Source organism: Vibrio sp. IB15 (assembly GCF_016406055.1).
In the GTDB taxonomy this organism is placed as follows: Bacteria; Pseudomonadota; Gammaproteobacteria; order Enterobacterales; family Vibrionaceae; genus Vibrio; species Vibrio chagasii.
The window spans coordinates 1-17,832 of record NZ_JAEFCE010000078.1; the positions used below are offsets into that span (position 1 = coordinate 1).

Genomic DNA, 17,832 nt, shown 5'->3' on the forward strand with positions numbered 1-17,832 from the left:
GCACCTGTAACTTTAGCTGACGCTGTCAGTTGAGGTGGGGAGTCCATACCATTGAGCGTGATAGGGAATCTCAGTGATGTTCTGATATTCCCAAACTTGTACTTCTACTTTACCAAGGTAACTGTTCCCCGTTATACGCGTAAAAATGTCCGCTTTGCTCTGGTGTGGCGGTGCGAATAATGTCGACGAGTTGATGTGCCACGTAAGCCGAATCAAATAGCTTACCTTCCGGTACATTTGCTTGAAAGGGTTTCGACAACGCAGTATCGGTCGTCCCTGGGTGCAGCGCTAATATGGTGCCTTTCTTAATGGTGCGACCCCATTCAATCGACATGGTTTTAATGAACATGTTGAGGGCTGCTTTTGATGAACGATAGCTATACCAGCCACCTAATCGATTATCTGTAATACTGCCAACCTTGGCGGAAACCACCGCAAACTTGGGGTTGTCGCTTGCTTTGAGAAGAGGAGTAAAATGCTTAGCGAGCAACAAGCTTGGTAGGGTATTCACAGACATGTTTTTGAGGAAGAACTCTGGGTCGATGGACGAAAGATTCTTTTCAGGCCCAAGTTCTGGCGTATGTAACATCCCAACGCAGTTAATCAGCCAATCGAGTTGTTCAAATTGAGATCGTAATGAGGCAATATCGGATTCTTGAGTCACGTCAACCTGGTGCCAAGTCAGGCGTTTGTCATCAACCTCAGGCTTTTTAGAATGGTAAGTCGCTGCAACACGAATATCGAGAAAATCAAAGCGAGACAGCTCAGAGAGTAGGTGTTTAACTACGGCGAGGCCAATGCCGCCACTACCACCAATAACCAATATATGTAATCTGAGTTGCTCCACCATTATAAGTTCTCCAAATTAGTTAGTCGTTGTTCTGCGGTATCTAGTATCGCTTGCTGTTCTTGTTCATCCATGTTGTCCCAAGAACGATAAAGCATTCCCATGCGAGGGTTTCGGTTTAAGGCATCGCGGTGTTGATCCATAAAGCGCCAATACAAACTGTTGAACGGGCATGAACTTTCACCAGTGCGCTCTTTAATCTTGTAATGACAGCCTTTGCAGTAGTCACTCATGCGATTAATGTACGAACCGCTGGCAGAGTATGGTTTGGTTCCTATGATCCCGCCATCCGCAAACAGTGCCATACCTCGCGTATTTGGCATTTCAACCCATTCAATTGCATCAACGTAAATGCCGAGGTACCAACTGTCGACTTGGTCTGGTGCAATGCCTGTGATTAAGCAAAAGTTGCCCGTTACCATGAGCCTTTGAATATGGTGGGCATAAGCATACTCTAGAGACTGATCAATCGCGTGCTTCATGCAATTCATCTTAGTGTGGCCATCCCAAAAGTAATGCGGCAACGCTCGGTCTGCTGAGTAGTGGTTCTTGGTAGCGTAAGCCGGCATGTTCGCCCAATACACCGCCCGTATGTATTCACGCCAACCCAATATCTGACGAATAAACCCTTCGACCTGTGCTATATCGATAGAGGGCGCACCTTGCTTAGAGGATGCGTGATAAGCTGAAAGAGCTGCATCAATAACTTCGCTAGGGCTAAGAAGCTTGCTGTTTAACGAGAACGAGAGTCGGCTGTGATACAAGCTCCATTTTGAGTCGTGTTCCACGGTCATTGCGTCTTGAAAGTGGCCAAATAGCGGCAGACAAACTTGGCAGAAGTGAGCGAGCAAAGACAAACTTTGCGCTCGATTCACAGGCCAAAGCAATTGGTCGCTAACTTGCCCTATAGTTACTACTTGATGTCGTTCGATGCGCTCTAGGATGGATGAGATATCGTTGGCAAACATCAAGGGTTGTGGCAGGTTTTCGATGTCCTGTTTCTTGAGTTTCTTACGGTTGTTTGCATCATAGTTCCATTTACCGCCGACTGGCTTTCCGTCGTCTAAGAGAATGTCGAAACGCTTCCTCATTCGACGATAGAAGTGCTCCATCATGATGTGTTTATCCTTCGGGAACTGTTCCTCGATTTCGGAAAAAGGAAACATGAAGTGCTCGGAGTCGCAGCTCCCTTTGACAGTGTTAGGTAATTTGAGCTTGTTAAGTTGTTCTAATAGACGATATTCGTCTGGTCTCTGGTATTCAAATTTCTCGGCGTTAAACTCGTTTGTGTAGTGCTGAAGAACGGCATCGAGATCTTTAAACTGTGCCGTATCATCCAAGGTTAAATGCAACACTTGGTGCCCACGTTGTGTTAGTTCTTCAGCGAAATAACCCATTGCAGAAAAGAACGCCGCCACTTTTTGGATGTGCGAGGCAACATAGTCGGTTTCCTGCTTAAGTTCGGCGATGATGTAGATTACGTCATCACTAACATGATCAAACCAAGAGTGCTCTATATTGAGCTGGTCACCTAAAATTAGGCGTACAGTTTTGTATTTCATATTACGTCCTGATATCGAATTGACGCTGATGTCTCGTCTTCCCGGTGCCACTTGTTGATAAAGGCGTGCTCTGGGTCATACATTTCTGTCTGCTTAACAAGATCGAAATGACGGGATTTAGATTGTGATTGATTGGCTGCATTTTGTTTGTTGGCGTTTTGCGCAGCCTGTGAATTTAAAGCTCCGGCGATATAAGCCCAATTACCCCAATTCGACGCGACATCGTAATCAATGAGTTGGCTTTCGAAGTAGGCGGCGCCGTGGCGCCAATCAATACCGAGCTCATGAATCAAGCAGCTCGCGACCAGCTGTCTGCCTCTGTTAGACATATAACCCGTTGCGTTAAGCTGGCGCATGCAGGCATCAACAATTGGGTAGTTGGTGTTGCCGCTTTTCCACTTGACGAAGCTTGATCCCGAAGTGGTGTCGAGCGAATGTTCATTTGGCAGATCACTAGATTCTCGACCAAACAGCGATGTCCCCAGCGTTAAACACTTCCAGTAGAAATACTCACGCCACAACAACTCAAAATAAATCCAGTAGGTAGAATCGTTCGCGCCACGATGCGCTTCGAAGTGCTTTAAGTGACGGTAAATAGTTTTTGGCGATACACACCCTAATGCTAGCCATGGCGAAAACTTAGTAGAGTTTTCGATGCCATCTAATGCGTTTCGAGTCTGTTTGTAGGTACCAGCATAGTCATTTGAAAAGTAGTTTTCTAAGTGGATTAACCCTGCCGTTTCGCCGCCTACGTAATCACCTGCATCTGAGGCTTCCGATTCAAGTATCGGCTTTCTATAACACTCGGTAGCGGTTTGTGGCGCTGGTGGAAGGGAAGTTATTACACTCTCTTCTATCTCAATCTCTAAATATTCAACTTGAAGACGGAACTTAGTGAACGAACGAGGTAGCTTAGTAAGTTCGAAGGGGAACGCATCACTCTCAAACAAAGTCGTGTGATGTTGTTGAGAGATGAATAAACCAGGGCACTGCGTTAGCGTATCAATTACTAACTGTCGCTCGTCATGGGCACAATGCGAACTGGCAAAAAAGTGTGTCACTTGCTGAGATTTGACGAGTTGAACTAAGTCCTCACTCGTATTTCGCTCTAACACAAAAAGGCGTTGTCCAAGACGCGCCAAACTCAAGGCTAAATCATCTATAGCTTGCTTAATGAAGAGGTGACGATGCGCCCCGTTTTCCTGTTCTTGTGAAAGTCGAACAGAGTAGGTAGAAAGCCTTGGTTCGACCGCGACGCATAGTAGCTCATCGACGAGCTGAGACGCCCGGTGCAGTAGTGTGTTGTCGTTTATTCTTAAGTCATTTGTAAAAAGATAGAGACCAATCTTTTTCATGATTACACTCGTGAATTGTTAATTATTAGACGCTTACGAGTTGATACGCTAACAAGATCACAAATGATGTAGGGAAATCGGTAGTGCGTAGCCAGAGAAAAAGGGACGAGTACAGAAGGGTATTCGGCCAACCGAAATATGCCAACCAATAATACCGATAGAGGTTGGCAATGATGAACGTTTTAACCGTTTAACAGAAAGCTGCTATTCCATCGGAACGACCAAGATATCAATCGGAGAGGTGTCGATTATCTGTTTCGAGTGGGAGATAAGCTTATGCCAAAAATCATGGTGATGGCCGCACATTAATAGGTCAACGTTATTTTCTGAGATCGTGTTCTTGAGCTTATCGTTCAAATCGCCCGTACCTACAAAAATATGCTTAATAGGGTGCTTTGCGTGAACCTCGAACTCCTTCAAGTGGTTAACGGCATCTTGATTGATGGGTAAATCCCCGTCATTTGCTTGAATATCAACTAGCTCGGGGTAGATTTCTCCATGCGTACCATCGATGTAGACAAACGAAATACCCGCATCGAGTTTATCCGCGAAGAAAGTCGCTCTATCAATCAGTACTTTGGTGTCGTCAGACAATTCAACGGCGACTAGAATATGCCGGTATTCCATAATTTAAGCCTTTTGTTGTGGGTTATGTAACAAGCATAGTTTTTGTTGGCGCAAATGATATCGAAGAGGTCTCATATTAAGGAAAATCATCATTCAAAGATCTTATAAAGGCTATCCTGTATATAGCGCTTTGATTGATAAGAAATTTACAAAAGGTTGATATAGTGGATGAGGCGCTAGCTTATGCTGTTATATAGGCTTGAAAGATCAATGCGCCACCAATGAAGAGGCATCAATGACAGCATTACTCACCATTCCCACCCGAACACTTGGCTTTGATTACGATATCGAGATTCGTGATTGGTCACAAAAATTGGTTGGCTTCCATGTGTTTGAAGACGGACGACGTCCACTCGATGGTGGTATTGGGTTAAGCCTTAATCTCATAGAGCAATTTGATGTTAACGGGCAATGGTTAGAAACTCTGCCTGCACGTTACCGTGAAATCACAGACAACTTTCCAGAATACCAGTACCAAATGTTGTGGTTGGCGGCGAACACTTATGAAGCGGCACAACTGTTGGAATTACGGCCAGTGATCTTGGCGCTGATTTGCATGAAATACAGTGTTGATAACCAGAAAGCTCTGGAGCTGAGTCGTTTAGGGCAAAAGAAGATCCTGGCTAAGCTTGGTTTAGACAGCAGCAAAGCGACGCTAAAATTTATCGATAAGCTTGAGCTGAACTACAACGTTGGCGATGAACTCGACCATATCGTGCGAATTCTAGAGCCCCTGCAAAGAGGTGTTCTTAAATTTAAGCACTACTCGAAGGTTGGCTACACGGCACTGCGTTTGGACCAGGTACACCCATTTTTAACTGGCAGTCGATTGGGCATTGCAATGGTTGAAGAGGGTAGACTCAACTCTCCGTCGAAGATGGCCATGTTCCAAGATGCGATATTGTTAGGGCAGGATTTAGAAATTGATGATCCTTTACGTTCAATAACCAGTCAGAACTCGTTCGCAATGTTCGAACAACTCCACGACCGTTGGACTGAGCAGCGTCAAATGCGACGTTTAGAAGGCAGTCGCCCTATGGACATGGATATCCCTTATCCGGTCCCTTTGCTTGGGAATGAAAACATTCACCCAATTACGGATTACTTTGATCTTGAGAAAGAGGGCATCGAACAAAAGCACTGTATTGGCGTGTATCATAATCGCATTATGAGTGACCGCTATGTGGTGTTTCGAATGATGAAACCTCAGCGCCTAACCATAGGTTTACGTCGTGTTCCAAATAAAGCGTTTCCGTTTGAGATTGACCAAATCTGTGGAAAAAGAAACGCGCCACCGACTGAGGCAGCTCGCCAAGTGATTCACGATTGGTTGGAAGAGAGCAAGCAAACGTACCCTAATCAAAAGTGGGTAAAATAGACTGGGTAAAGTAGAAGGGAAGCTATATGTATCAACAAGGTGATTTATGCCCACACTGTGGTTTGATTATTGCGATGCCCACGGATTTACAAGCGGAATGCTTAGGTTGTGGAGAAGAGATTAATCAAGACGCAGACTATGATCATTATGAGGAAAAAGAGTAGCGTAATACTGATTTTGAGTGAGTTGTTTCACTCAGTGGATCTCATTTATATCGTTCGTATTGAAAAAGGAAGTTTAAATGCAAAAAGTCGTTTTTAGACAATGTGTCCAGCACTCTCCACATTGGCAAGATCTCGAACGTCTTTTTCAAAGTGAATGGGCGGACTTTGAGTTTAAATCAGCCTATCCGGAACAATCGGTCCCAACCAATGCTCATCTTCCGCCAGTTATTGTGGTCATTCGCGAAAATGTTGTTATCGGTGGTTTAGCGTACTCCCATTTTCAAGAACCTCATCAAGTAAGGGATGTCGTCTGGATTAACGCTGTTTATGTTGATGAGAAATGGCGAGGCCAAGGCATTGCGAGTGAATTGATTAAGCGAGCGGTTGAACAAATGCCAGCCTTCTACCAATCTAAAACCGCAGAACACTCTGCGTCTAAGCTTTACGCCTATACCAATATACCGTCCTTGTACCTATCTCTCGGTTGGTCGAGCGTCAATATTGATACCGACCCAGACCATCATGTGATGTGCGTTTCTTTTTGAGTGAAGGTATCGGCTTAAGATGTTAAAAGTGTTTAGTTTTATGTAAGAAATAGGGCAAATATCGCCAATAAATCAAACAACTAGACGCTGATTAAAGCTATCAATACGATTTATTACGGCAGTTGTTGAGCACAAAGCCTATATTGACTAGAATGACGCACTTTTTTTATTTACGTACATACAGGTAATGAACATGAGCGATACTAATTCAAGACCAGCTTTACCAGATCATCTTGCAGGCAACCCACGCAGCCCACACCACGTGGCTGAGTGTTTCGAATACCCAATCGGTATCCGTCTAAATGGTAAAGAGCGTACTGATGTTGAAGAATACTGCATCAGCGAAGGTTGGGTGAAGATTCCTTCTCCTAAAGCACTTGATCGCTTCGGTCAGCCAATGCTTATTACTCTTAAAGGCACTGTAGAAGCTTACTACATCGAAGAATAATAGATGGTTGTAGCTGAAATCAGCTGCGGAATACTGTTTATAGAAGGGTCTAGAGAAATCTAGGCCCTTTTTGTCTTTGTACCGTCCTAAATATGCTTTCGAGAAATAGAAAGTTGTCTTGTCGCCATCGTAAAACGCAGTATTCAATATGCCGCAAGGACAATAATACGACGTACTGTGCTTGCTTAACGCTCGATTGCTCACTTCTGGCTAGTGCTTGCTCGATTTACAATTGGTTTAATAGTAAACGAATCGTCAAAAATATGAAGCGTGATCTAATTAAATGAAACTAATTTGCTGTATTTAAACAATTTTATTGTTAATAGCTATATACATCACAGAAATTATCCCTGAAGCACATACAATCCCTCCTGTTTTCGAATGAGCGTATATTTTTTCGTTCGAGCATTTTATATTTCCTTCGCCCAATAATATGAGGTTCCTATGTTTGGAATATTCAAACCTATGGCGCATATCGATCGCTTGTCATCAGATAAGATCGATAGCACTTACACACGATTACGATGGCAACTGTTCATCGGTATTTTTGTTGGCTATGCGGGTTACTACCTAGTCCGTAAAAACTTCAGTTTGGCAATGCCTTACTTGATTGAACAGGGTTTCAGCCGTGGTGAGCTGGGTGTGGCATTAGCAGCCGTATCTATTGCTTACGGTTTATCTAAATTCTTAATGGGTAGCGTTTCTGACCGTTCTAACCCTCGTTATTTCCTCAGTGGTGGCTTGTTAATGTCGGCACTGGTTATGTTCTGCTTTGGTTTCATGCCTTGGGCAACCGGCAGCATCACCGCAATGTTTATTCTTCTATTCTTAAACGGTTGGTTCCAAGGTATGGGTTGGCCAGCGTGTGGGCGAACCATGGTGCACTGGTGGTCACGTAAAGAGCGTGGTGAGATCGTGTCGGTATGGAACGTGGCTCACAACGTGGGTGGTGGCTTGATTGGTCCAATGTTCTTATTGGGTCTGTGGGCTTTTAACGACGATTGGCGAACCGCTTTTTATGTTCCTGCATTTTTTGCCACTCTCGTTGCTATTTTCATTTGGTTCACAGTAAGAGATACCCCTCAATCTTGTGGTCTACCGCCGATTGAAGAGCACAAAAACGACTACCCAGATGACTACGACAAATCTCACGAAACTGAGATGACAGCGAAAGAGATCTTCTTTAAGTACGTATTCAATAACAAACTGTTGTGGTCTATCGCAATTGCAAACGCGTTCGTTTACCTAATTCGTTATGGCGTACTGGACTGGGCTCCTGTTTACCTAAAAGAAGCGAAAGACTTCTCTGTAGATAAATCTTCTTGGGCTTACTTCTTGTATGAGTGGGCAGGTATCCCTGGCACGCTATTGTGTGGTTGGATTTCAGATAAGCTATTCAAGGGCCGCCGTGCTCCAGCAGGTATCTTGTTCATGGTATTGGTGACTATCGCCGTTCTAGTTTACTGGTTTAACCCGGCAGGTAACCCAACTATTGATATGCTGGCACTGATTGCGATTGGTTTCCTAATCTATGGCCCAGTAATGCTAATTGGTCTATACGCACTTGAACTTGCACCTAAGAAAGCTGCGGGTACAGCGGCAGGTCTAACAGGTCTATTTGGTTACTTAGGTGGCGCAGTTGCAGCAAACGCAGTGCTTGGCTTCATGGTTGACCATTACGGATGGGATGGTGGTTTCACTATCTTGGTGGGTGCTTGTGTTGCTTCAATCATCTGTCTGCTGTACGCGTTTGTCGGTGAGCGTAAGCACCATAAAGAGAAAAGCCTTGAGCGAGAGAAAGAGGCAATAGCTTAATCATTCTTTAACTCAATAGCATCATACCAATAATTAAACGAGGCAGGGACAACCTGCCTCTATTATATCAAGGAATAGAACAATGAAAACAACGTCACTGTCCCTGACTCTATTGGCTCTAAGCTTATCGGCTAACGCCTTTGCCGATCCTTTGGTTATTGCTCACCGAGGCGCATCGGGTTATTTACCTGAACACACTCTGCCTGCTAAGGCTCTTGCTTATGCAATGAAGCCGGACTACATCGAACAAGATGTTGTGATGACCAAAGACGACCAACTTGTCGTACTTCACGATCATTATCTAGATCGCGTTACCGATGTTGCTGAGCGCTTTCCTGACCGTGCGCGTGAAGATGGGCGCTACTACGCGATAGACTTTACGCTCGCTGAGATTAAATCATTAAGAGTGACAGAAGGCTTTAAGCTCGATGAGCAAGGGAACAAAGTCGCAGGTTACCCAACACGCTTCCCAATGTGGCAGTCTGATTTCCGAGTACCAACGTTTGCAGAAGAAATCGAAATGATCCAAGGCTTGAATAAGACCCTTGGTTATGACGTTGGTATCTACCCAGAAATCAAAGCACCTTGGTTCCACCGTCATGAAGGGAAAGACATTTCTAAAGCGGTACTGGCTACCTTGCATCAATATGGTTACCTATCTAAAGACGACAAGGTCTACTTGCAGTGTTTCGATGCGAACGAACTAAAACGTATAAACGACGAACTCATGCCTGCGATGGAAATGGACCTCAAGCTGGTTCAGCTAATGGCTTATACGGACTGGAATGAAACCATGACTTACAAAGGCGATGTAGCAACGCCTTATAGTTACGATTGGATGTTCGAGAAAGGCGGTATGGCAAAAGTGGCGACTTATGCTGACGGTATTGGCCCTTGGAAACCTATGCTGGTGGACGATGCATCAACCAAAGACAACATCATCATAAAGCCGTTGATGAAATCAGCGAAAGACGCAGGCTTAGATGTTCACCCATACACATTCCGAGTTGATCCAGGCCGAATTCCAGGTTATGTCGATAACTTCGATGGGATGTTGGATGTGTTTTATAACCAAGTGAAAGTCGACGGTGTGTTTACCGACTTCCCAGATAAAGCGGTAGACTTCTTAAACCGTTAATTGGTTAATCCAAAACAAAATACAAAGAGTTAAAAGCACTGCCTGAAGGTGTTTTTAGCTCTTTTTTTGGTCTAACAATCTCGCATTAAATCTACTATCTCAACACACTTTCATTATTACTTGGTTTACACCGTTTGTACTCCTTGATAGGTTACGCGCAATGCAGTCAGTTGCTCAATATGTAGCGCTTCTGGCTGAAGCGAATATTGAAAATGGACACATCATGGAAGAAAGAAGCAAAGCCTATCTAGATAGTTATCTCAATTCACTGCCGGCTGAAGTTGCCAAACAATACACCTCATTCAGTGCCGACTATTACTGTGCGGATGAATACAACGCCAATCTATGCGCGCAGCTGATACTGAAAGGTGAAAAACAAGCCTCATGCAGCATGGAATATTGGTATAGCCATGAAGGCGAAACCATGCCCGTTGTTGGACATTTACAGGTGGTCACTGATTGGCACGGTGAGCCTGTCTGTATTGTTGAACTTACCTCGGTGTCATTGTGCCGATATAACCAGGTGACGGCTGAGTTTGCTGCCGCTGAAGGCGAGGGTGACAAAACGTTGGAATGGTGGCGAGAAGCCCACTGGAACTTTTTTTCTCGTGAGTGTGAAGAATTAAAGATCACACCAAGTGAAGACATGATGTTGGTGCTTGAGCGTTTCAAAGTCGTCCATCAATAATTGGTTTGATCTATACAGAGTGTCACAAGTTAAATGAATCTTGACCCGTGGCATTAAAAGCTCAAAAACGGCAAAGCAATTGAACAAGGAGTGTGTAGTGAAAATTGCGATATTGGATGATTATCAAAATGCAGTAAAAAGCCTCGAGTGTTATCGTAAGTTAGAACAACATGACGTCACCGTGTTCACCGAGACCTATCCAGAAAATGAACTAGTGTTGAAGCTGTACGACTTTGAGGCGCTTGTGCTCATTCGCGAGCGTACCGAAATCACGGAGTCGCTGCTATCTAAACTGCCAAATCTAAAAGTGATCAGCCAAACCGGAAAAGTCAGTAATCACATCGATCAACAACTGTGTGAACGTTTCGGTGTGAAAGTGCTAGAAGGACGAGGTTCACCTGTCGCGCCCTCTGAGCTCTGTTGGGCATTGATTATGGCGGCATCTCGTCACATTCCTACTTACGCTTCAAACCTTAAACATAACCAATGGCAAGATTCAGGCGTACTTGGTTTAGGCAGAACGCTGAGGGGCTTAAAGCTTGGCATTTGGGGCTATGGAAAAATCGGGCGCTGCATCGCGCAATACGCCAAAGCGTTCGGGATGGATGTCATGGTGTGGGGTAGCCAGAATTCGCGAGACCAAGCACATGCCGATGGTTTTGAGGTGGCAGCAACCAAGCAGGCATTTTTCGAGAGTGTTGACGTACTCTCATTACACCTTCGTTTAAACAGTGTCACTAAAGGCTGTGTTACTGCCAGTGACCTCAGCGTAATGAAACCTGACTCGCTATTCGTGAATATCAGCCGAGCGGAGTTAGTCGAACCAGAAGCCTTGCTTAACGAACTCACTAAGGTACCAAGCAAAAGAGCAGCAATAGATGTGTTTGATATTGAACCTGCGACACCAGATAACGAACCTCTGCTATCTCTACCAAATGTGACTGCAACGCCGCATTTGGGCTACGTTGAACAAAATAGTTACGAACTCTACTTTGATATCGCTTTTGATAACATTCTGTCCTATCAAAAAGGTGGCATATAGAGCTAGAATCTGCCCAAGGAAAAAAAAGGTAGAGAAAGTATGAGCTTAACAATCAGACAAGTTACAGTAGATGATGCTCAGGGTATTATCGATGTATTAAACCCAATCATCATCGAAGGGCGTTATACCATCTTAGATCAGACGTTTACGTTGGATGAAGAGAAAGGTTTTATTGAGTCGTTTCCCGAACGTGGCGTGTTCAGTGTTGCTGTTAATCAAACGACTAATCAATTGCTTGGTTTTCAAAACGTAGAACCGTTTGCCTCTTATACGAAAGCCTTTGATCATGTCGGTATTATTGGGACTTATGTTTACGCAAACAGCCGTGGGCAAGGTGTCGCAAAGCATTTATTTGAACATACATTCGAAATCGCAAAAGCCAAAGGCTACGAAAAGCTTTTTGCTTACGTTAGAGCGGACAATGAACGAGCATTGGCGGTTTACCTCAAACAGGGCTTTGAAACTGTCGGAATCGCAAAGAAGCACGCCAAGATAGGTGATCAGTACTTTGATGAGATTCTTATCGAGAAATTCTTATAAGTACGGTAAAACATTCGAAACATCATCAATGCAGGAGGCATGATGAGCAAAGGCATAAGATCAACGGCTGCAACCAAGCTGACCAAAACAGTCTTATTTGATTGGGGCAACACCTTAATGATCGATTTCCCAGACGCACAAGGGAAAATGTGTGACTGGGAAATCGTACAAGAAGTGAGTGGAGCACAAGCTTTACTCGCTGAATTGTCCAAGCATCACAACATCTACATCGCGACTAATGCGGCCGATTCAAGCAAAACTGACATCATCTGGGCGTTTGAGCGAGTTGGCCTGTCGCAATACATTGATGGTTACTTCTGTAAGGCGAGTATTGGTTTATCTAAATACGAGCCGGGCTTCTATCCTGCGATCATCTCGCAACTCGGGATAAAGCCAAAAGAGAGCACCATGATTGGCGATACCCTAGAGAAAGATATCTACCCTGCACTTGAGGCAGGCCTGCAGGCTGTTTGGCTCAACACTGAAGGGACCATCGCAGATACAAACTTACCTATCGTTGAGGTTAAAAACCTGACCGAACTGCTGGAGTTATGCAATGGATGATCATTCAGAGATTTGGCGTCAGTATTATCAAAAAGCCTTAGATAAGCCTCATTCAAAAAGAACAGAATTCGCTATGAAGCTGAACGAGTCAGGTTTAAATGTCGTGATTGACTGCGGTTGTGGTACAGGAAGTGACATTGCGTTTTTAGAGCAGCAAGGCCACCAAATTTATGGCTTCGACGTTAACTCTGACTCCATATCGATATGTCGAGATAGGTTCGGTCAAAAAGCTTTTGTCGAGATATCTCAAAGCGCATTGAAGATTATGATTATCCCAAAGCCGGGCTAGTGATTGCGAACTCCAGCCTATTTTTTGCAAAGCCAAATCAGTTCGATCAGACGTGGCAGCGAATCATCGATAGCATTGAAATCGGTGGTGTATTTGCGGGCGATTTCATGGGGGTAGATGATAGTTGGGCTTATGGTTATCGAACCTCTACAACGCCTCTCACAAAGGCAAAAGTACTGAGTCTATTTGATGCGTTCGAAGTTATCCGTTTTCACGAGCGAGACGAACAAGCGCTTACATCATTAGGCAAGATGAAGCATTGGCATACTTACTCTGTTGTGGCGATTAAGCGACGTCCAACCTAGTAACGTTCAACTAAAATTTTCTGTGCGTTCATTTTGAAAGCAACTTCTCATTTGTTGTCTAATTAATACTCTAAGCTAAGCCTATATTTCTAATAGAGGGGCAAGGTTATGAGTATCGAACGTCATGGAATATCGGTTGGAATTGAGCGTGTTAGCGGCGAAACCATCATCGTGTTCAAAGCGAAAGGGAAATTAACGCACGACGACTATCAAGCAATGATACCCATCTTAAAAACCACCATAAAAGAGATCGATTCGTCCGCACTGAAGATGCTTGTTGATATCTCCACATTAACGGGCTGGGAACGTCGCGCCGCATGGGATGATTTCAAACTCGGGCTAGAACTCAACTCCAAGATAGACAAGATCGCTACTTACGGTGATCAAAGCTGGCAAGAACTGGCAGCAAAAGTGGGAAGCTGGTTTGTGTCTGGTGACATCAAGTCATTCGAAGATCACGACTCTGCGATAGAGTGGCTTGTTGATTAGTTTCGTCACATCATTATTTCAAATGACAGCCATTGGTAAGCTTTAACCTTTAACGAACCGCATTGATGGCTGTCATTCATCGACTCCCAATATCATTTTTTATGTAATTCAATAGAATATGCTGACTGCTGTAGGTAACATGCCGCCCATGCGATATCGTCGCTTTAATTAGAATAAGAAGCACAATAACAAGGTCTAAGAACATGAATAAGGTAATTGATAAGCTCGCTTGGGTATTCATTCAAGATGGCAAGCTGTTGATGGTGAGATCAAAAGGTAAAGAACGGTTTTACTTACCGGGTGGAAAACGCGAAGCGGGTGAAAGTGATGAGCAAGCATTGCTTCGTGAAATCAAAGAAGAGATTTCAGTCGATTTAGTGCCTGATTCACTCAAATACGTTGAGACGTTTACTGGCCAGGCTGATGGCAAAGCGGAAGGTATTTCAGTGCAATTGACTTGTTACGTTGCAGACTACACGGGCGAACTATCACCAGACGCTGAGATCGAAGAACTTAAGTTTGTCGATGGCAATGACAGAGAGGTATGTTCATCGGTGGCACTGGTTGCGCTAGATTGGTTAGAAGAGAATCAGTACTTGTCGTAATAACAAGATCAGCTCTCCAAAAGATCACAATTATGAAAAGCTTGAAGGGCGACTTCCTTTCATTAAAAGGTCAAGTCTTCTTTGAGCTTTTTTCGTATCTTGCAGATCCACCACTTCAATCATCTCACACTTATCCCTCACCATTTCATTGATTAGGCTAGGGTAGTGTCGGCAATCTTCTGGGCGGTCTAAGTAAATACTGCAGGTGTATTTTGCTTGAGCATTTGTGTCTTTATTGGGGACGAGTTCTAGAAACGGGCAACGAGTTAAACGCTCACCAGAATGAGGATCAAACCAAATCTCACCACCACGAACATATTCAAAGATGTCTGGGTTGAACAGTTCCCACAAGTCAATCTCTTCTTGAGTCGCGGCGAGGTCGCCATCTCCATATTTGATGCAGCATTTTCCGCATTGATTACAATCTTTCATTCTTGGCTTCTTAGTTAGCTAACTCTTGTAATGTTATCACTGATACGCGTGGCACGTTGATTTTGTTGTCCAGAGCTTAGAAATAGCGCGAGGCGCAAACAACCATTGGCAAAGTGAACCGACGCACTGCCATAAACAGTGATACAATTTGGCTTCATAAGTGATTAATACAAAGGCTCCAAATGAGAACGATCTACACCACTGAAGGCGACATTAACGCAAAGAAACAGAAAGACGCTTATCCAAAACTGGCGTTATGTGAAAACTGTGTGCGTGACTATGTGGTGATTGAACAAGGAGAGCGCACTTACAAGCCTTGTGCTAAATGTGGTGCCGACGATTAATGCGCCTTGATAAATACCTTTGTAAAAGCACAGACCTCACTAAGTCACAAGCCATTAAAAGCATTCATCATGGTGAGGTTAGTGTAAACAGTGAAGTCGTGCTTGATGAATCCACTCAAGTACACGAAAGTAATACCATCTTGCTGAATGGCGACGCATTAACGCTACGCGCGTTTCGTTATATCTTGATGCACAAGCCAGCAGGCACCATCTGTTCCAATATCGACGAAGTGTATCCATCTCTTTTCAATTATTTAGAGTTAGATAAAGCGTCTGAACTGCACATCGCAGGGCGTTTAGATGCTGATACCACAGGATTAGTGTTAATCACCGATGATGGTCGTTGGTCTTTCAACATCACATTGCCCACAAAGTCGTGTAAAAAGGTGTACCGCGTGACATTGTCACGAGATGTTAAAGACGATGTCGCTGATAAGTTTAAAGCAGGGGTTCCGCTGCAAGGTGAGAAGAACCTTACGCGCCCGGCAGAACTAGAAGTAATTAGCCCAAAAGAAGTGCTCTTAACCATCACCGAGGGTAAGTTTCATCAAGTTAAGCGAATGTTTGCTGCTGTTGGTAACCGAGTGGTTGGGCTACATAGAGAGCAAATAGGCGACGTCCGTTTAGATGTTGAAGAAGGCCACTGGCGTTACCTCACTGAAGATGAAGTTAACTCCTTTGGCCAGTAACCTAAAACAAATTTAAGCATAATGCACAAAGCTCAGCGATACTTCTGGGCTTCAAAACAGAAGGAATTGTTTATCATGGGAAACCTCAAAGTCACTGAAATAAAATCGTTTGTGCCCGCAAAAGATTTCGATCTATCTAAGCGATTTTACCAAGCTCTGGGGTTTGAGCTCATGTCTGAGTTCCATGATATCGCTTATTTTCGTCACGATGATTATGCATTCCTTTTACAAGATTTTTACGAACCTGTACACTGTCACAATTACATGATGCACTTGCTCGTAGAGGACGTAAAAAGTTGGTATCAGCACGTACAAAACTCTAATGTAATGGCGGAATTTGAAGTAACCGTTACCGAGGTGGTTGAGCAACCTTGGGGAATGCTTGAGTTTTGTATCACTGACCCAAGTGGCGTGTTATGGCGCGTTGCCGAGAACATAAGGCCGCGTAACTCGTAACTTGTTTTGAGACCAATGAAACGCTTCAAATTATCCATATGTCGCTTTATTTATGCCGTTCTTCGGTAATTATCAAATAGGTTCAAACATGGATATAAAGGCAAAAATGCACAGCCAAGACGTTTATTACTGTGATGACGTTGATCTGGTCGCCGAGCAAACGCAATGTTTAGAAGTGCTGTACGATTTCAACCACACTCGCCCGAGTGAAGGTAAAAAACGCCAACAAATTATGAAGCAACTCTTCGCAGAGGTCGGCGAGGGTTGTTACATAGAGCCGCCACTACACGCCAACTGGGGGCGTCATACTCACTTAGGTAACAACGTATACGTAAACTTCAACCTAACGCTTGTTGATGATACCGACGTATTCATCGGCGATAACGTAATGATTGCACCTAACGTAACCATCGCGACAGGCACACATCCCATCAGCCCAGAACTCAGGCTCAAAGCCGCCCAGTTCAATGTTCCTGTCCGTATCTGCAACAACGTATGGCTTGGCGCGCGCACAGTTGTTTTACCGGGCGTTACCATAGGTGAAAACTCGGTTATCGGAGCGGGCAGTATAGTCACCAAAGACATCCCAGCCAATGTGGTAGCTGTTGGTAACCCTTGCAAAGTAGTGAGAGAAATCAACGAACGCGACCGAGAGTACTACCACAAAGATCGCCGTATACCAGAAGAGCTTAAGTAAGCCGTATTGACCAGATTCTTAATGTGTGTGGGGGGGGGGGCATACTAGACAGAAAAATTCCGCATTTTCTCTAGCTCCGCCCCTAGCTGTGATATAAGCCATTGTTATATAATGATTAGATTGCACATAAGGTGTGAACGATAGAAACTAGACAGAATTATTCTGCATTTAAATACAGAATTTTTCTGTCTAATAGAGCTGTTATGCGTCAGGGCTAAAATTGGACTAATAATATGAAGTAATTTCATGGTATGTTTGCCGCCTAACATCTATTAACGGGAAATTTCATGTTAAATCGTGGCGCATTATTACTCCGATATACTCAAGAAGCAGTGGATTGGTTGAACAAAGTTGATCCAACTGGAGTTTCTGACTTGACGGTAGAGTCTGCAAATGAAGATCGCACTGTATATTTAGTAAGTAGTGAAGTCGCTGATTCACCTGATACAGTCAAAGAGTGGGTGAAATTGAACTGCGATGTACTTTTTGAGGGTGAACTGTTTGATTGGTATGTAGACCAATCACTTTGGCCGCAAAAACGTAACTGGGCGTTGTTTCAAAAGTGGTTCAAAATCGAGTGCCACTCAGTCATTGAAGATACCATGTTAGGCTCTCCGATCGTGGATGAAGACGCATAACAAAGCGTTTAAGACAGATTCCCAACGCCTGGCATTTTTAGTGCTATCGTTGGGTTTTGTGTTTACGGTGCTGTAGTTAGGTTTTGTGGTAGCGTTGCTCACTACTTAACGCGGCGTTGATATGACCCCCACTGTCAATTAAAAACGTAGAAGTTTCTGCTCCCTCATTTCAGAG

The 17,832-nt window shown here is 44.0% G+C and carries 22 protein-coding genes and 1 pseudogene; 18 read left to right on the forward strand and 5 right to left on the reverse strand.

What is annotated here, in order from left to right:
* Positions 1-109: 109 nt before the first annotated feature.
* The 4 genes from JC606_RS20765 to JC606_RS20780 form a co-directional block, all read right to left on the reverse strand.
* Positions 110-850 (reverse strand): SDR family oxidoreductase, encoded by a 741-nt coding sequence (locus JC606_RS20765; RefSeq protein ID WP_137409039.1) that lies wholly within the window; start codon positions 848-850, stop codon positions 110-112.
* Positions 850-2,409: a cryptochrome/photolyase family protein gene (locus tag JC606_RS20770; RefSeq protein WP_198779348.1), complete on the reverse strand. Its 1,560-nt coding sequence runs from the start codon at positions 2,407-2,409 to the stop codon at positions 850-852. The genes JC606_RS20765 and JC606_RS20770 overlap by 1 nt, the downstream gene beginning before the upstream one ends.
* Positions 2,406-3,764: a DASH family cryptochrome gene (locus JC606_RS20775; protein ID WP_137409037.1), complete on the reverse strand. Its 1,359-nt coding sequence runs from the start codon at positions 3,762-3,764 to the stop codon at positions 2,406-2,408. Before JC606_RS20775 ends, JC606_RS20770 begins: the two co-directional genes overlap by 4 nt.
* Before the next feature lie 204 nt (positions 3,765-3,968).
* Complete coding sequence (locus tag JC606_RS20780) at positions 3,969-4,391, reverse strand: universal stress protein (RefSeq protein WP_198779349.1); 423 nt, start codon at positions 4,389-4,391, stop codon at positions 3,969-3,971.
* Positions 4,392-4,626: 235 nt separating this feature from the next.
* On the opposite strand from JC606_RS20780, the gene JC606_RS20785 reads away from it, so the two are divergent.
* The 13 genes and pseudogenes from JC606_RS20785 to JC606_RS20845 all read left to right on the forward strand — a co-directional run bounded on the left by JC606_RS20785 (position 4,627) and on the right by JC606_RS20845 (position 14,401).
* Positions 4,627-5,769, forward strand: coding sequence for a PcfJ domain-containing protein (locus JC606_RS20785; RefSeq protein ID WP_198779350.1), 1,143 nt, complete (start codon positions 4,627-4,629; stop codon positions 5,767-5,769).
* Between the two features lie 26 nt (positions 5,770-5,795).
* Positions 5,796-5,933, forward strand: coding sequence for a hypothetical protein (locus tag JC606_RS20790; RefSeq protein WP_198779351.1), 138 nt, complete (start codon positions 5,796-5,798; stop codon positions 5,931-5,933).
* Between the two features lie 77 nt (positions 5,934-6,010).
* Complete coding sequence (locus JC606_RS20795) at positions 6,011-6,478, forward strand: GNAT family N-acetyltransferase (protein ID WP_198779352.1); 468 nt, start codon at positions 6,011-6,013, stop codon at positions 6,476-6,478.
* 193 nt (positions 6,479-6,671) lie between these two features.
* Positions 6,672-6,926 (forward strand): DUF3297 family protein, encoded by a 255-nt coding sequence (locus JC606_RS20800; RefSeq protein WP_004739610.1) that lies wholly within the window; start codon positions 6,672-6,674, stop codon positions 6,924-6,926.
* 444 nt (positions 6,927-7,370) lie between these two features.
* Positions 7,371-8,741, forward strand: a complete 1,371-nt coding sequence (gene glpT / locus JC606_RS20805; protein WP_198779353.1) for a glycerol-3-phosphate transporter — start codon at positions 7,371-7,373, stop codon at positions 8,739-8,741.
* Between the two features lie 82 nt (positions 8,742-8,823).
* Positions 8,824-9,879: a glycerophosphodiester phosphodiesterase gene (gene glpQ / locus JC606_RS20810; protein WP_198779354.1), complete on the forward strand. Its 1,056-nt coding sequence runs from the start codon at positions 8,824-8,826 to the stop codon at positions 9,877-9,879.
* 223 nt (positions 9,880-10,102) lie between these two features.
* Positions 10,103-10,567 carry an ASCH domain-containing protein gene (locus JC606_RS20815; protein ID WP_198779360.1) on the forward strand — a complete coding sequence of 155 codons (465 nt, stop codon included), beginning with the start codon at positions 10,103-10,105 and terminating at the stop codon, positions 10,565-10,567.
* A 97-nt stretch (positions 10,568-10,664) separates the two neighbouring features.
* Positions 10,665-11,609, forward strand: a complete 945-nt coding sequence (locus JC606_RS20820) for a D-2-hydroxyacid dehydrogenase family protein (protein WP_198779355.1) — start codon at positions 10,665-10,667, stop codon at positions 11,607-11,609.
* Between the two features lie 39 nt (positions 11,610-11,648).
* Complete coding sequence (locus JC606_RS20825) at positions 11,649-12,149, forward strand: GNAT family N-acetyltransferase (protein WP_198779356.1); 501 nt, start codon at positions 11,649-11,651, stop codon at positions 12,147-12,149.
* Between the two features lie 42 nt (positions 12,150-12,191).
* Positions 12,192-12,713: an HAD family hydrolase gene (locus tag JC606_RS20830; protein ID WP_198779357.1), complete on the forward strand. Its 522-nt coding sequence runs from the start codon at positions 12,192-12,194 to the stop codon at positions 12,711-12,713.
* A pseudogene (locus JC606_RS20835) lies at positions 12,706-13,307 on the forward strand (class I SAM-dependent methyltransferase). The gene JC606_RS20830 and the pseudogene JC606_RS20835 overlap by 8 nt, the downstream one beginning before the upstream one ends.
* 108 nt (positions 13,308-13,415) lie before the next feature.
* On the forward strand, positions 13,416-13,796 hold the full coding sequence (locus JC606_RS20840) for an STAS/SEC14 domain-containing protein (RefSeq protein ID WP_198779358.1): 381 nt from the start codon (positions 13,416-13,418) through the stop codon (positions 13,794-13,796).
* A gap of 203 nt (positions 13,797-13,999) precedes the next feature.
* A complete protein-coding gene (locus JC606_RS20845) occupies positions 14,000-14,401 on the forward strand; it encodes an NUDIX hydrolase (RefSeq protein WP_004739594.1) in 402 nt (133 codons plus the stop codon).
* Between the two features lie 30 nt (positions 14,402-14,431).
* Here JC606_RS20845 and JC606_RS20850 read toward each other — a convergent pair whose 3' ends face one another.
* Positions 14,432-14,833 carry a YkgJ family cysteine cluster protein gene (locus JC606_RS20850; RefSeq protein ID WP_198779359.1) on the reverse strand — a complete coding sequence of 134 codons (402 nt, stop codon included), beginning with the start codon at positions 14,831-14,833 and terminating at the stop codon, positions 14,432-14,434.
* A 182-nt stretch (positions 14,834-15,015) separates the two neighbouring features.
* Here JC606_RS20850 and JC606_RS20855 point away from each other — a divergent pair, with 182 nt between their 5' ends.
* The 5 genes from JC606_RS20855 to JC606_RS20875 all read left to right on the forward strand — a co-directional run bounded on the left by JC606_RS20855 (position 15,016) and on the right by JC606_RS20875 (position 17,657).
* On the forward strand, positions 15,016-15,177 hold the full coding sequence (locus JC606_RS20855) for a hypothetical protein (protein WP_008224207.1): 162 nt from the start codon (positions 15,016-15,018) through the stop codon (positions 15,175-15,177).
* Positions 15,177-15,866 (forward strand): pseudouridine synthase, encoded by a 690-nt coding sequence (locus JC606_RS20860; RefSeq protein WP_137409026.1) that lies wholly within the window; start codon positions 15,177-15,179, stop codon positions 15,864-15,866. Before JC606_RS20855 ends, JC606_RS20860 begins: the two co-directional genes overlap by 1 nt.
* 75 nt (positions 15,867-15,941) lie before the next feature.
* Entirely contained in the window at positions 15,942-16,322 is a 381-nt protein-coding gene (locus tag JC606_RS20865) for a VOC family protein (RefSeq protein WP_137409025.1), read from the forward strand.
* 88 nt (positions 16,323-16,410) lie between these two features.
* Entirely contained in the window at positions 16,411-17,019 is a 609-nt protein-coding gene (locus JC606_RS20870; protein WP_137409024.1) for a sugar O-acetyltransferase, read from the forward strand.
* Positions 17,020-17,306: 287 nt separating this feature from the next.
* Positions 17,307-17,657, forward strand: a complete 351-nt coding sequence (locus JC606_RS20875; RefSeq protein WP_102387263.1) for a hypothetical protein — start codon at positions 17,307-17,309, stop codon at positions 17,655-17,657.
* Positions 17,658-17,832: the final 175 nt, after the last annotated feature.

What these genes read in the sequence shown, in the direction of transcription:
- glpT (WP_198779353.1), top strand. Translation starts at nt 7,371, where the DNA reads ATGTTTGGAATATTCAAACCTATGGCGCATATCGATCGCTTGTCATCA.
- JC606_RS20845 (WP_004739594.1), top strand. Translation starts at nt 14,000, where the DNA reads ATGAATAAGGTAATTGATAAGCTCGCTTGGGTATTCATTCAAGATGGC.
- JC606_RS20770 (WP_198779348.1), bottom strand. Translation starts at nt 2,409, where the DNA reads ATGAAATACAAAACTGTACGCCTAATTTTAGGTGACCAGCTCAATATA.
- JC606_RS20815 (WP_198779360.1), top strand. Translation starts at nt 10,103, where the DNA reads ATGGAAGAAAGAAGCAAAGCCTATCTAGATAGTTATCTCAATTCACTG.
- JC606_RS20795 (WP_198779352.1), top strand. Translation starts at nt 6,011, where the DNA reads ATGCAAAAAGTCGTTTTTAGACAATGTGTCCAGCACTCTCCACATTGG.
- glpQ (WP_198779354.1), top strand. Translation starts at nt 8,824, where the DNA reads ATGAAAACAACGTCACTGTCCCTGACTCTATTGGCTCTAAGCTTATCG.
- JC606_RS20830 (WP_198779357.1), top strand. Translation starts at nt 12,192, where the DNA reads ATGAGCAAAGGCATAAGATCAACGGCTGCAACCAAGCTGACCAAAACA.
- JC606_RS20780 (WP_198779349.1), bottom strand. Translation starts at nt 4,391, where the DNA reads ATGGAATACCGGCATATTCTAGTCGCCGTTGAATTGTCTGACGACACC.
- JC606_RS20785 (WP_198779350.1), top strand. Translation starts at nt 4,627, where the DNA reads ATGACAGCATTACTCACCATTCCCACCCGAACACTTGGCTTTGATTAC.
- JC606_RS20870 (WP_137409024.1), top strand. Translation starts at nt 16,411, where the DNA reads ATGGATATAAAGGCAAAAATGCACAGCCAAGACGTTTATTACTGTGAT.
- JC606_RS20775 (WP_137409037.1), bottom strand. Translation starts at nt 3,764, where the DNA reads ATGAAAAAGATTGGTCTCTATCTTTTTACAAATGACTTAAGAATAAAC.
- JC606_RS20865 (WP_137409025.1), top strand. Translation starts at nt 15,942, where the DNA reads ATGGGAAACCTCAAAGTCACTGAAATAAAATCGTTTGTGCCCGCAAAA.
- JC606_RS20825 (WP_198779356.1), top strand. Translation starts at nt 11,649, where the DNA reads ATGAGCTTAACAATCAGACAAGTTACAGTAGATGATGCTCAGGGTATT.
- JC606_RS20800 (WP_004739610.1), top strand. Translation starts at nt 6,672, where the DNA reads ATGAGCGATACTAATTCAAGACCAGCTTTACCAGATCATCTTGCAGGC.
- JC606_RS20875 (WP_102387263.1), top strand. Translation starts at nt 17,307, where the DNA reads ATGTTAAATCGTGGCGCATTATTACTCCGATATACTCAAGAAGCAGTG.
- JC606_RS20790 (WP_198779351.1), top strand. Translation starts at nt 5,796, where the DNA reads ATGTATCAACAAGGTGATTTATGCCCACACTGTGGTTTGATTATTGCG.
- JC606_RS20840 (WP_198779358.1), top strand. Translation starts at nt 13,416, where the DNA reads ATGAGTATCGAACGTCATGGAATATCGGTTGGAATTGAGCGTGTTAGC.
- JC606_RS20850 (WP_198779359.1), bottom strand. Translation starts at nt 14,833, where the DNA reads ATGAAAGATTGTAATCAATGCGGAAAATGCTGCATCAAATATGGAGAT.
- JC606_RS20860 (WP_137409026.1), top strand. Translation starts at nt 15,177, where the DNA reads ATGCGCCTTGATAAATACCTTTGTAAAAGCACAGACCTCACTAAGTCA.
- JC606_RS20765 (WP_137409039.1), bottom strand. Translation starts at nt 850, where the DNA reads ATGGTGGAGCAACTCAGATTACATATATTGGTTATTGGTGGTAGTGGC.
- JC606_RS20855 (WP_008224207.1), top strand. Translation starts at nt 15,016, where the DNA reads ATGAGAACGATCTACACCACTGAAGGCGACATTAACGCAAAGAAACAG.